The 12742-nt window shown below is 69.3% G+C and carries 13 protein-coding genes; 5 read left to right on the forward strand and 8 right to left on the reverse strand.

Going from position 1 to position 12742, the window contains the following annotated elements; genetic code table 11:
* Positions 1 to 36: 36 nt before the first annotated feature.
* Entirely contained in the window at positions 37 to 1011 is a 975-nt protein-coding gene (locus tag ACYBYQ_RS07810; protein WP_459618181.1) for a Bug family tripartite tricarboxylate transporter substrate binding protein, read from the reverse strand.
* Between the two features lie 219 nt (positions 1012 to 1230).
* On the opposite strand from ACYBYQ_RS07810, the gene ACYBYQ_RS07815 reads away from it, so the two are divergent.
* The 5 genes from ACYBYQ_RS07815 (at position 1231) to garL (ending at position 6852) form a co-directional block, all read left to right on the forward strand.
* Positions 1231 to 2163, forward strand: a complete 933-nt coding sequence (locus tag ACYBYQ_RS07815; protein ID WP_459618182.1) for a dihydrodipicolinate synthase family protein — start codon at positions 1231 to 1233, stop codon at positions 2161 to 2163.
* A gap of 101 nt (positions 2164 to 2264) precedes the next feature.
* A complete protein-coding gene (locus tag ACYBYQ_RS07820) occupies positions 2265 to 3023 on the forward strand; it encodes a FadR/GntR family transcriptional regulator (RefSeq protein WP_459618183.1) in 759 nt (252 codons plus the stop codon).
* 182 nt (positions 3024 to 3205) lie between these two features.
* Positions 3206 to 4240 carry an Ldh family oxidoreductase gene (locus tag ACYBYQ_RS07825; RefSeq protein ID WP_459618729.1) on the forward strand — a complete coding sequence of 345 codons (1035 nt, stop codon included), beginning with the start codon at positions 3206 to 3208 and terminating at the stop codon, positions 4238 to 4240.
* A 64-nt stretch (positions 4241 to 4304) separates the two neighbouring features.
* Entirely contained in the window at positions 4305 to 6050 is a 1746-nt protein-coding gene (gene araD / locus ACYBYQ_RS07830; RefSeq protein WP_459618184.1) for an L-arabinonate dehydratase, read from the forward strand.
* A 34-nt stretch (positions 6051 to 6084) separates the two neighbouring features.
* Positions 6085 to 6852, forward strand: a complete 768-nt coding sequence (garL, locus tag ACYBYQ_RS07835) for a 2-dehydro-3-deoxyglucarate aldolase (RefSeq protein WP_459618185.1) — start codon at positions 6085 to 6087, stop codon at positions 6850 to 6852.
* Between the two features lie 139 nt (positions 6853 to 6991).
* Here the strand turns inward: garL and rpsT are convergent, their stop codons facing one another.
* The 7 genes from rpsT to ACYBYQ_RS07870 all read right to left on the reverse strand — a co-directional run bounded on the left by rpsT (position 6992) and on the right by ACYBYQ_RS07870 (position 12666).
* Positions 6992 to 7255: a 30S ribosomal protein S20 gene (gene rpsT / locus ACYBYQ_RS07840; protein WP_459618186.1), complete on the reverse strand. Its 264-nt coding sequence runs from the start codon at positions 7253 to 7255 to the stop codon at positions 6992 to 6994.
* A 95-nt stretch (positions 7256 to 7350) separates the two neighbouring features.
* A complete protein-coding gene (locus tag ACYBYQ_RS07845; RefSeq protein ID WP_459618187.1) occupies positions 7351 to 8358 on the reverse strand; it encodes a FecR family protein in 1008 nt (335 codons plus the stop codon).
* Between the two features lie 157 nt (positions 8359 to 8515).
* On the reverse strand, positions 8516 to 10069 hold the full coding sequence (gene murJ / locus ACYBYQ_RS07850) for a murein biosynthesis integral membrane protein MurJ (protein WP_459618188.1): 1554 nt from the start codon (positions 10067 to 10069) through the stop codon (positions 8516 to 8518).
* A 54-nt stretch (positions 10070 to 10123) separates the two neighbouring features.
* Positions 10124 to 10882, reverse strand: a complete 759-nt coding sequence (locus ACYBYQ_RS07855) for a 3-hydroxyacyl-CoA dehydrogenase (protein ID WP_459618189.1) — start codon at positions 10880 to 10882, stop codon at positions 10124 to 10126.
* Positions 10883 to 10952: 70 nt separating this feature from the next.
* Complete coding sequence (gene adk / locus ACYBYQ_RS07860) at positions 10953 to 11609, reverse strand: adenylate kinase (RefSeq protein ID WP_459618190.1); 657 nt, start codon at positions 11607 to 11609, stop codon at positions 10953 to 10955.
* A 94-nt stretch (positions 11610 to 11703) separates the two neighbouring features.
* Complete coding sequence (gene kdsB / locus ACYBYQ_RS07865) at positions 11704 to 12468, reverse strand: 3-deoxy-manno-octulosonate cytidylyltransferase (protein ID WP_459618191.1); 765 nt, start codon at positions 12466 to 12468, stop codon at positions 11704 to 11706.
* A gap of 9 nt (positions 12469 to 12477) precedes the next feature.
* Positions 12478 to 12666 (reverse strand): Trm112 family protein, encoded by a 189-nt coding sequence (locus tag ACYBYQ_RS07870; RefSeq protein WP_459618192.1) that lies wholly within the window; start codon positions 12664 to 12666, stop codon positions 12478 to 12480.
* Positions 12667 to 12742 lie beyond the last annotated feature (76 nt).

Here is a 12742-nt window from a genome sequence, read left to right on the forward strand (position 1 = left end):
GGCACCCGGAGGGCCGCCGCCGGCCGCGCCGGGCGCTTATTGCAGCTCGATGCCGCTCTTCTGGATGACGTCCTTCCAGCGCCTGACTTCGTCCTGCTGGAACGCCGCGAATTCCTGCGGCGTGTTGGCCACGACCTCGAAGCCCAGGCCCTGCAGCGTCTGGGTGACCTTGGGATCGCGCAGCGTCTTGCGCAGGGCATCGGACAGCTTCTGCACGGCGGGCTCCGGCGTGCCCTTGGGCACGGCGAAGCCTTGCCAGGAATAGACCACCATGTCGGGAATGCCGGCTTCGGCCAGGGTGGGCACGTCGGGCAGGTCGGTGGCGCGCTTCTCGCCCGTGACGGCCAGGGCCTTGAGCTTGCCGGCCTTCACGTGGGTCTGCACCGCGCCCAGGTTCTGGAACGACACGTTGACCTGTCCGCCGATCAGGTCGGCGATCGCGGCGCCCCCGCCGCGGTAGGGCACGTCGACGCCCGTCGTGCCGGTGCGCTGGCGGAACAGCACGGCCGAGAGATGGTCGGACGATCCGGTGCCGGACGACGCATACGAGACCTTGCCGGGGTTCTTCTTGGCGTACTCCACCAGCTCGGCGACGCTGTTGGCCGGGAAGGAGGGCGGCGCCACCAGCACGTTGGGGTTGCGCACCGCCTGGGTGAGGTAGGTGAAGTCTTTGCTGGGGTTGTATGACAGGTTCTTGTACAGCCCTTCATTGATGGCGAAGGTGCCGATCGAGCCCACCATCATCGTGTAGCCGTCGGGCTCCGACCGCGCCAGCGCCTGCGCGCCGATGGCGCTGTTGGCCCCGGGCTTGTTCTCCACCACGAAGGTCTGGCCCAGGATCTGGGACAACCCCGGCGTGACCGAACGCGCGGTGATGTCGGACGAGCCGCCGGGCACGAAAGGCACGATGACGGTGACGGGTTTGCTGGGATAGTCGTCGGCGGCGAGGACGGACTGGCTGCCGACGAGGGAGGCCCCGGCAAGGGCGAGTACGCAGAGCAATCGGTTCACGGTGTCTCCTGGATGCGCGTGCTTGTAGTTGGGACGGGCGCCGCCGGCCGCGCGTCGCGACGGAACCCTCTGGCCTTGCTTGTAAGACAATATAGGTATAGGCTTCTAACTTGTCAATCAAGTATACGTTTCGCCCGTATACGTTTCGCCCGATATGCCCGGTCCGTGCGGCCGGCATGCACGACACCACCTATACCGACGCATCCCGAGGAGACGCCGATGAAAACCACCCCGGTCACCGCTGCCGACCTGCAACGGTCCGTGATTGCCGTGCCGCCCCTGGCGCGCAATGCCGATCTCAGCCTCAACGCCGCCGCCAACCAGGCGCTGCTGCGCCATCTCGAGGCGGGCGGCGTGCGCAGCGTGATGTATGGCGGCAATGCCAACTTCTACAACGTGGGCGTGAGCGAGTACGCGCGGCTCGTCGACTTCCTGGCCGAGGCGGCCGGCAGCGATACCTGGGTACTGCCGTCGGCCGGGCCGGACTACGGCAAGCTGATGGACCAGGCTGCCATCCTGCGCTCGCGCGCCTTTCCCACGGCGATGCTGCTGCCCATGTCGTTCCCCTACACCGACGCGGGCCTGGCCGACGGCATCCGCCGCTTCAGCGATGCGCTGGACCGGCCGGCGGTGGTGTATATCAAAAGCGCGGACTACCTGGCGCCCGCCACCGTGGCTCGCCTCATCGAGGAAGGCCGCATCGCCGCGCTGAAGTACGCCGTGGTCCGAGAGGATCCCGCCCGGGATCCCTACCTGGCGGCGCTGCGGGAGGCGGTCGAATCGCGCTGGATCGTCAGCGGCATCGGCGAGCGGCCGGCCATCGTGCACTTCCGCCAGTTCGGCCTGCAGAGTTTCACCTCGGGTTCGGTGTGCGTGGCGCCGCGCGGGTCCATGCGCCTGCTGCGCCTGCTGCACGAAGGCCGTTTCGACGAAGCCGAGCAGGTGCGCCAGGCCTACCTGCCGCTGGAAGATTGCCGGGACGACATCAGCCCGATCCGGGTGCTGCACGATGCCGTCACGCTTGCAGGCGTGGCCGACATGGGGCCCATGCTGCCGCTGCTCACCGGGCTCGACGAAGCCCAGCGCCAGCGCGTCGCGCCGGTGGCCCGCGCGCTGTATGCGGCCGACGCGGCCATGACGGCGGCGGCATGAAGAGCCCGGTGAGGGGCGCTGCGGCGGGCCTCGCCCGCCGACGGCTGCGCCGCGGCGCGAACGCCATTACCATGTAGGGCTCATTGCACACGGGAGTCCGAGTGGTCCGCAAGCAAGCACCCGCATCCGCGCCCGCCGCCGCAGGCGGCGTTTCGCTGCAGCTGGAGCGTGGGCAGCGGGTGCGGCTGGCCGACCAGCTGTATGGGCAGATCTTCGAGCAGATCGCCTCCGGGGCGCTCAACGTGGGCGACAAGCTGCCTTCCGAGCACGAGATCTGCGACCGTTTCGGCGTGTCGCGGCCGGTGGTGCGCGAGGCGCTGCTGCGGCTGCGCGCCGATGGCCTGGTCACCGCTCACCAGGGGCTGGGCACCTTCGTGAGCCATCAGCCGGCACCCCGGCTCAAGGCTTTCGGCGACGTACACAACGTCGGCGCCTATCTGCGTGCGCAGGAGGTCCGCCTGGCGCTCGAGGCCGAGGCCGCGCGCCTGGCGGCGCTGCGGCGCACCGACGACGACCTGCAGCGCATCGCCGACGCCCATGCCGCGTTCGTGCGCGAGCTCGAGGACGGCAGGGTATCGCCCGAGGCCGACCTTGCGTTCCATGCCAGCATCGCCGATGCCAGCGGCAATGATTTCTTTCCGGGCGTGCTGGAAAGCATCCACGAGTCCATCAGCGGCTTCATGCGCCTGACCCTCAGCCTCACGCGCACGGGCTCGCGCCAGCGCGCCCAGCGCGTGGCCGACGAGCATGGCGCCATTCTGGCGGCGATACGCGAGCAGGACGCCGAGCGGGCCCGTGTGGCGATGCAGTTCCACCTGGGCCAGGCCAGGCACAGGCTGGTCGACAGGGAGCGGGATTAGCGCGCCCGGCCGGGTGCGCGCCGCGGCGGCCGTGCCGGCCGCGGCGCGGGGTACGACAACAATGACGCGGGGCGGCACGGCCCCGGGGAGACAGTGAAGTGGAAGCGGCAGGAGCCGGCACGGCCGGCGTACGCATAGAACGGGTGCGCGAACAGATCGAGCGCGTGCTGCGCGCGTGGGGCATGGACGCCGATCCGGCGGGCGTGGCGGCCGGCCTGATGGCCGAAACCGATCTGCTGGGCGTGGATTCCCATGGCATTTCCATGCTGCCCAGCTACGAAGACAAGCTGCGCGCGGGCACGCTGCGCATCGATGCGCAGCCCCGGGTGGTGCGCGACGCGGGAGCCAGCGCGCTGCTCGACGGCATGGGTGGCCTGGGGCATCCGGTGTCGGCCCAGGCCATGCGCATGGCCATCGACAAGGCGCTGGCGCATGGCGTCGGCGCCGTCGCGGTGCGCAACTCCCATCATTTCGGGGCGGCAGGCGTGTACGCGCGGCTGGCCGTGGAGCGCGGCCTGGTGGCCCTGGTCACCAGCAGCGCCACCACGCTCATCATGGTGCCCACGCACGGCGCCATGCCGGTGCTGGGCACCAATCCCATCGCCTTCGGCGCGCCCGCGTCGCGGCATCCGCCGCTGGTCCTCGACATGGCCACCACCACGGTGGCCGCCAACAAGGTGAAGGTCTACGACTTCCATGGCCGTACGCTGCCCGCGGGCTGGGCCGTGGACGGCGCCGGCGCGCCCCTGACCGACCCCGCCCAGGCCATGAAGTACATCTTCCATCATGCCGAAGGCGGCCTCACGCCTTTGGGCGGCACGCCCGCCATGAGCAGCCACAAGGGCTATGGCCTGGCGCTGATGGCTCAGATACTGGGCGGCACGCTGGGCGGCAGCGCGCTGGCGGCGCGCCATGCGGCACGCCGCGGGCCTGGGGATCCCGACGACATCGGCCACTTCTTCCTGGCGCTGGACCCTGCGGCCTTCCGGGAGGGCGGCGGTTTCGGCGCGGACATGGACGAGCTCATCGATACCATGCATGCCACGCCCCCGGCCGATCCCGCGCAGCCTGTGCTGGTGCCGGGGGATCCCGAGATGGCCGAGCGCGCGCGCCGCCTGGAGGCGGGCGTGCCCATCCCTGCGGCACTGGCCGGGCGCCTGCGCGCCTTGTGCGAGCGCTGCGGCGTTCCCTATCTGCTGGACGCCGGCGGGCGCTGAGGCCTGGCTGCGAGCCGGCCGTCTGCAGGCGTGCCAATACCGACGAGAACAAGGAGACCGAGACATGAGCGATTCCCCCCGACGCAAGCGCCCCGAGGAGCTGCGCAGCCACCGCTGGTATGGCGTGAAAGACCTGCGGTCCTTCGGGCACCGGTCGCGCACGGCGCAGATGGGCTACCACCGCTCCGACTATGCGGGCAAGCCGGTGATCGCCATCATCAACACCTGGAGCGACATCAATCCCTGCCACAGCCACTTCAAGCAGCGCGTGGAAGAGGTGAAGCGCGGCATCTGGCAGGCAGGCGGCTTCCCGGTGGAAATGCCGGCCATGAGCCTGTCCGAGCCGTTCCAGAAGCCCACCACCATGCTCTACCGCAACCTGCTGGCCATGGAAACCGAGGAGCTTCTGCGCTCGTACCCGGCCGACGGCTGCGTGCTCATGGGTGGCTGCGACAAGACCACGCCGGCGCTGATCATGGGGGCGCTGTCGATGGACCTTCCCACGCTGTTCGTGCCGGCCGGGCCCATGCTGCGCGGCAACTGGAATGGCAACACGCTGGGCTCGGGCTCCGACACCTGGAAATACTGGGCCGAACTGCGCGCCGGCAACATCACCGAGGAAGACTGGCAGGGGGTGGAAGACGGCATCGCGCGCTCCCCGGGCCACTGCATGACCATGGGCACGGCCTCGACCATGACGGCGGCCGTGGAAGCGCTGGGCCTGTGCCTGTCGGGCTATTCGTCGATTCCCGCGCCCGACTCGCGCCATGCGCAGATGGCAAGCCTATCGGGCAAGCGCATCGTCGACATGGTCTGGGAGGACCTCAAACCCTCGGACCTGCTGACCTCCGCCTCGTTCGACAATGCCGTGCGCACGGTGCTGGCGCTGTCGGGCTCGACCAACGCGGTGGTGCACCTGGTGGCCATGGCCCGGCGCGCCGGCTTCGGCCTGGACCTGGATCGCTTCGACCACCTGGCGCGCAGCACGCCGGTGCTGGCCAACCTGCGGCCCGCGGGCAAGTACCTGATGGAAGACTTCTACTACGCCGGCGGCCTGCGCGCGCTGCTGGCGCAGCTGGGCGATCTGCTCGACACCTCGCAGCGCACGGTGGATGGCCGCACGCTGGGCGAGAACATCGCCGGGGCGAGGGTGTTCAATGACGACGTGATCCGCTCGCGCAGCACGGCGCTGGTGGAGCGCGATGGCCTGGCGGTGCTGCGCGGCAATCTGGCCCCCGACGGCGCCGTGATCAAGCCGCCCGCGATGGAGTCCCGGCTGCAGGTGCATACGGGCCGGGCCGTGGTGTTCACCGATTACAACGACATGGCCGAGCGCATCGACGATCCCGGCCTGGACGTCGACGCCGACAGCGTGATCGTGCTGCAGAATGCCGGCCCGCAGGGCGCGCCCGGCATGCCGGAGTGGGGCCAGTTGCCCATCCCGCAGAAGCTGCTCAGGCAGGGCGTGCGCGACATGGTCCGCATTTCCGATGCCCGCATGAGCGGCACCAGCTATGGCGCCTGTGTGCTGCATGTGGCGCCCGAGGCCTACGTGGGCGGGCCGCTGGCCCTGGTGCGCACGGGCGACCTGATCGCCCTGGACGTCCCGGCGCGCCGCCTCGATGTGCTGATCTCCGACGAGGAAATGGCGGCCCGCAAAGCCGCCTGGCAGCCGCCCGCGCCCAAGTTCGAGCGCGGCTTCGGCGTGCTCTACCTGAAGCACATCGGGCAGGCCGACACGGGATGCGATTTCGATTTCCTGCAGACGCGCAGCAGGCAGGCCGACGCAGGCGAGCCGGAAATCCACTGACGCACCGACATCACCCCCACACGACGGAGCACGCATGAATTCACCCCTACCCAACAGATTCCGCCAGCGCATCCTGGCCCGCCAAAGGCAGATCGGCTTCTGGATGTGCATGACCAGCCACATCACGGCCGAGATGGCGGGGCTGGCAGGCTTCGACTGGCTGTTGCTCGATGGCGAGCACTCGCCCAACGAGGTGCCGCTCCTCCTGCAGCAATTGCAGGCCCTGCAGGGCAGCGCCAGCGCGGCCGTGGGCCGCCCGAGCTGGAATGATCCGGTGGAGATCAAGCGGATGCTGGATATCGGTTTCTACAACCTGCTGATTCCCTTCATCGAGTCGGAAGACGACGCGAGGCGGGCGGTGGCGGCCACCCGCTACCCGCCCCAGGGCATCCGGGGCGTGGCAGGCATGCAGCGCAGCAACCGCTACGGGACCGTGCCCGACTACCTCGCCACCATCAACGACAACCTCTGCGTGCTGCTGCAGATCGAGAGCCGTCCGGGTATCGAGGCGGTGGACGCGATCGCGGCGGTGGACGGGGTGGACGGCGTGTTCATCGGCCCTTCCGACCTCGCGGCCGGGCTGGGCCACCTGGGCAATCCCGGCCACCCCGAAGTGCAGGAGGCCATCCGGCACCTGCATGCCCGCATCAGCGCCCAGGGCAAGGCCGTGGGCATCCTCGCGCCCGTCGCGGCCGATGCGCAGCGCTATCTCGACATGGGCATGCACTTCGTGGCCGTAGGCACCGACCTGGGCGTGTACAAGCAGGCCGTCTTCGCGCTGCGCGAGGCGTTTCCTTCCTGACGTGTCCTTCCTGACGTTTCCTTCCCGACGTTTCCTTTCTGACCGCAGCGCAGCCGCAGCCCAAAACGAAAAGGATGCCCAAGGGCATCCTTCTGTTTGCCGTAATTCAGTGCCGCCCGGGAAGGGCGGCGGCCACGAGTCAGGCCAGTGCCTTGACGGCAGCGGCCAGGCGGCTCTTGTGGCGAGCAGCCTTGTTCTTGTGGATGATGTTCTTGTCGGCCACGCGATCGATGACGCTGGTGGCTTTGCGCAGCGTTTCACCAGCCGCGGCCTTGTCGCCGGCAGCGATGGATTGGCGCACGCGCTTGATGGCGGTACGCAGCATCGAGCGCAGGCTGGAATTGTGCTTGTTGCGCTCCACGGATTGACGGGCGCGCTTGCGGGCTTGAGCGGTGTTGGCCATATTGCTTTAAATGGAGTGTGAATTCGGCAAAGTCGGATATTGTAGCAGCTTTGCCGGGGATTGCAAGGCAAACGGCCGATATGCGCCATAGGCCCTCAGGCCTGGGCGACTCCGATGGAAACGAACCAGGGGGTGAAGCGGTGCACCTGGATGGGCATGGCGCGCTCGAGTGTATCCAGGACCTCGGCCGGGTCGTCGAGCGGGTAGCGCCCGTAGACGGGCAGGCCGCCGGCGGCCATGCTGACGCGCAACGTGCCGGGATGATAAGGGCGCAGCGAGGCCACCACCTCGGCCAGGGGCCGGCCGTGTGCCTCGATCCATCCGTGTTCCCAGGCGGCGTCGGCGATGAGATCGCTGCGGGCCGGGCCGACCCGCGCGGAGTCGAAGCGCAGGCCGGTGCTGCCGGCCGCGCTGGCGCGCGCGCCGGTGTGCGTCTCGATGCCGACTTCTCCGGAGTGCACCACGACCAGCGTGCGGTGCATCTGCTGGCGCACCATGTAGCGGGCGTCGTTGTTGCTGCGGACCACGCCCTCGGCCGTGCGGACCAGGAAGGGGCGGGCGGCGTCGCCGGCCACTTCCACCGAGACGGCGCCGGCCAGCAGGTGTATCAGGCGGTAGGTGGAGGTGAATTCGAAATTGACCCGGCTGCGTGCGTTTAGCAGCAGCCGGCTGCCATCGGCGAGCGTGTAGCGACGGCGTTCGCCGGTCTGCGTGGCGGCGTCGGCGGAAGGGGCGCCCAGCGGCAGGGCGGTCGTGGCGAGATAGCCGCCACCGGCCAGCACACCCGTGGCGAGCGCCGCGACGCCGCCCATGAACCGCCGGCGGGCCGGGGCGCTGGCCGCGCGGCGCGCCGCAGCGGCGGAGCCTTCTATCCGGGGTACGGGAGCGAGGGGATAGGCGTCGCTCAGGCGGCCCGCGCTGGGCGAGCCCAGGCTGCCGGTGAGCTGCTGCCAGGCGTTCTCGTGGCGCGGATCGGCGCCGCGCCAGGCTATGAAGTCTGCGTAGTCATGCGGGGTCGCGCGGCCCGAGCGCAGGAGCAGGAGCCAGTTGACGACCTGGTCCGACAGCGGCGACGCGAGGGCTGGATCGAAGTCTTTTTCCACGCTGGGCCCGCAGGCATGAGGACGAAAGCTGCCACGACGGTAGTAGCAGGTTGCAGGATGTTAATTAATTATTCTTACGAAAATTTACCCCAATTCGGAACAGGTGTCGACGCATTTTGTGCGCCGCCTACAAGGGATTACCCTAGGTCGTGGCGACTCAGGAACGCGGACGGCGCGTGAAGTCGGCAGGGCGGAAACCGGCCAGTGCCAGGGCGGCGAAGTAGGCGAGCCCGCACGCGGCAAGCACGCCGGCCAGCCAGAGCGCCCGGTGGCCGGGATGGGACTGCAGCGCGAGCCAGTCGATGTGCCGGCTGGTCCAGTACAGCACGCCGGCCAGCGCCGCCAGCGCGGGCGCCAGCCTGAGCATGAACTGAGTCCAGCCGGGGGCCGGCCGGTAGACGCCACGGCGCCGCAGGCCCGCCAGCAGCAGCAGTGCGTTGACGCAGGCCCCCAGCCCGATGGCCAGCGCCAGGCCGGCATGCGCCAGTACCGGGACCAATGCGGCATTGAGCAGCTGGGTGAGCACCAGCACCATCACGGCGATGCGTACGGGAGTGCGGATGTCCTGCCGGGCGTAGTAGCCGGGCGCGAGGATCTTCACGGCCAGCAGGCCGATCAGTCCGACCGAGTAGGCGACGACCGCCATGCGGGTCTGCTGCACGTCCTGGGCATCGAATGCGCCGTAGTGGAACAGCGTGGCGACGAGGCCGTCGGACAGCAGCGCCATGCCTACCGCCGCAGGCAGCCCCAGCAGCAGCGTGAGCCGCAGGCCCCAGTCGAGCAGGCTGCTGTAGCCGTCCGTGTCCTGGCGGGCGTGGGCCGCGGACAGGCTGGGCAGCAGGACGGTGCCCAGGGCCACGCCCAGCAGCGCGGTGGGAAATTCCATGAGGCGGTCGGCGAACGACAGCCAGGTCACGCTGCCGGGCTGCAGCCAGGTGGCGATGTTGGTATTGATGAGCAGGGAAACCTGGGCCACGGATACGCCCAGGGTGGCGGGCCCCATCTGCCTGATGATGCGCTTCACGGTGGGGTCGCGCCAGGCCGCGCGGGGCCCCGACGACAGGCGCGGTGCCAGGCCCAGCCGCATCAGGGCCGCCCATTGCACCGCGAGCTGCGCGAGGCCGCCCAGCATTACGCCCAGCGCCAGGGCGTAGACGGGAACTTCCATCCGGGGCGCCAGCCAGAGACAGGCGCCGATCATGCTGAGGTTGAGCAGAACGGGCGTGAACGCCGGTACGGCGAAGCGCCGCCAGGTATTGAGCACCCCGGAGGCGAATGCGATCAGCGACATGCACAGGATGTAGGGGAACATCACCCGGGTCATCCAGACTGCGGCCTCGAAGGTCTCGCCGTCGGCGCGCAGGCCGCTGGCCATGGCGGACACGACCCAGGGCGCGGCCAGGATGCCGACGACGGTCAGCAGCATCAGCGCCATCGTGAGCAGCAGCGCGACGCGGTCGAGCAGCCCGCGCACTGCGGCGTCGCCGTGCTCGGTGCGCGCCGCGCCGAGGATGGGCACGAAGGCCTGGGAAAAGGCGCCCTCCGCGAACAGGCGGCGCAACAGGTTGGGGATGCGGAAGGCCACCCAGAACGCGTCGGTCAGGGGGCCGGCGCCGAAGGCGCGCGCGATCAGGATGTCGCGCACCAGGCCGCTGATGCGCGATAACAGCGTGAAGCCGCTGACAGTGGCGGCCGAGCGTAGCAGTGGCATGGGGCGTGGGGAACTGGGCGCCGCCAGGGGGACGGCGCCCGCAGCGGTGGCGCCTTACTTCGGCGGCATGCGGATCGCGCCGTCGAGGCGGATCGTTTCGCCGTTGAGCATGTCGTTGGTGATGATGCTGTGGACCAGCTTGGCGTAGTCTTCGGGGCGGCCCAGCCGCGCCGGGAACGGAATGCTGGCGGCCAGGGAGTCCTGCACTTCCTGGGGCATGCCGAAGATCATGGGCGTGCCGAAGATGCCGGGGGCGATGGTCATGCAACGGATGCCCGTACGCGCGAGGTCGCGGGCGATGGGCAGGGTCATGCCGACCACGCCCGCCTTGGACGCGGAATAGGCCGCCTGGCCGATCTGGCCATCGAATGCTGCCACCGAAGCCGTATTGATCAGCACGCCGCGTTCGCCGGTGGGCTCGGGCGTGTTGGCGCTCATGGCCTCGGCCGCGAGGCGCATCATGTTGAAGCTGCCGATCAGGTTGATCGAGACGACCTTCTGGAACAGTTCGAGCGGGTGCGGGCCGTTCTTGCCGACGATCTTGGCGGCCGGGGCGACGCCGGCGCAGTTCACCAGGCCGAACAGCGCGCCGAGCTGGCCGGCTTCGGCCACGACGCGCTGGCCGTCGGCCTCCTGGGTGACGTCGCAGTGCACGTAGCGCTGGCCGAGCTCCGTGGCCAGGGCCTGACCGGGCTCGTCCTGCAGGTCGGCGATGACGACCTTGGCGCCGTGCTCGACCAGCATGCGCACCGTGCCGGCGCCCAGGCCGGAGGCGCCGCCGGTGACGATGAATACCTTATTGGCGATTTCCATTTCGACTCTCTTGTCTGGCGATCTGAAGGAAAGACAGGGAAGGCGGGCCGGCCCGCAGGCCGGCCGGCGTTCAGCTCTGCAGCGCCTGTTCCAGGCGAACCTTGATTTCGTCGACCGTGCCGACGCCGGAGATCTTGCGATATTTCGGCGCGTTGGCGGCGTCGTCGCGTGCCCAGTTGGCGTAGTAGTCGACCAGGGGGCGGGTCTGCTGCTGATAGACCGCCAGGCGATTGCGCACGGTTTCCTCGCGGTCGTCGTCGCGTTGCACCAGGGGTTCGCCGGTGACGTCGTCCTTGCCCTCGACCTTGGGGGGATTGAATCGCACGTGATAGCTGCGTCCGCTGGCGGGATGCACGCGGCGGCCGCTCATGCGTTCGATGATGTCGGAGTCGGGGACTTCGATCTCGACGACATAATCGAGCTTCACGTTCGCGTGCTTGAGCGCGTCGGCCTGCGGGATGGTGCGGGGGAAGCCGTCGAACAGATAGCCATTGGCGCAATCGGGCTGGGCGAGGCGGTCGCGCACCAGGCCTATGATGATCTCGTCGGACACGAGTCCGCCGGCGTCCATGACCTTCTTGGCTTCGATGCCCAGCGGGGTGCCTGCCTTCACGGCGGCGCGCAGCATGTCGCCGGTGGAGATCTGCGGGATGCCATAGTGCTGGGTCAGAAAGGCTGCCTGGGTGCCTTTGCCGGCGCCCGGCGGTCCGAGCAGGATGAGACGCATGAGTGCTCCTGATGAGGTTTCGTTTTTGTGTGGTCGGGGCCGATTATGCCGCAACGCAGCACCCGATACCGGACCGCGAGATGCGAAATAACCCTTATAACCGATTTGCGTACCAGGCCCGCACGCGGGCGAGGTCTTCCGGCGTGTCCACGCCGGCGGCCGGCGGCAGCTCGGCGCGATGCACCACGATGGCGTGGCCGTGCTCGAGCGCACGCAGCTGTTCCAGCGACTCGTAGCGCTCGAGCAGGCCCTGGGGCAGGGTGGGATAGCGCCGCAGGAAAGCGGCGCGGTAGGCATACAGGCCGATGTGATGCAGGGCCGGCAGCCCGGGCGCCACCACGCGCCCCCCGCCTGCCAGCGCGTCGCGCGCCCAGGGAATCGGTGCACGCGAGAAATACAGCGCACGTCCGTCGGCGGCGCACACCACCTTGACCACGTTGGGATTGAACAGCGCCTGCGCGTCGGAGAGCGGGCAGGCGCAGGTCGCGATGTCTGCCGCAGGCGTATCGCGCAGGCGGGCGGCCACGGCATCGATCAGCTCGGGCTCGATGAGCGGTTCGTCGCCCTGCACGTTGACCACGATGGCGTCGTCGGGCAGGCCCAGCAGGTCCACGGCCTCGGCCAGGCGGTCGGTGCCGGTGGGATGGTCGGCACGGGTGAGCAGGGCGGCGTGGCCATGCGCCTGCGCGGCCTCCACGACGCGGGCGTCGTCGGTTGCGATATGGCAGCTTGCCGCCGCAGACTGCGCGACCCGTTCCGCCACGCGCACCACCATGGGCTTGCCGGCGATGTCGGCCAGCGGCTTGCCGGGCAGGCGCGTGGAAGCGGCGCGCGCCGGGATCAGGACGATGAAGCCCACGCCCGGCCCTTACGCCGTGGTGCCGGCGGGCGCGGCGTCGAGTGGGCGGGCCTCCGACTCCAGCATCACGGGGATGCCGTCCCGGACGGGAAAGGCCAGCCGGTCGGCGCGGCAGATGAGTTCGGCGTGCGGCCGGTCGTGTTCGAGCCGCCCCTTGCACAGGGGGCACACGAGAATGTCGAGCAAGCGGGATTCCATGGCGCGATTCTAAAGCACAAACCGCGGGCGCCGGCCGTTGTGCGGCAACTGATGCGTGACGATTTGCATGGGCCGG

The organism is Bordetella sp. 2513F2 (assembly GCF_054642735.1).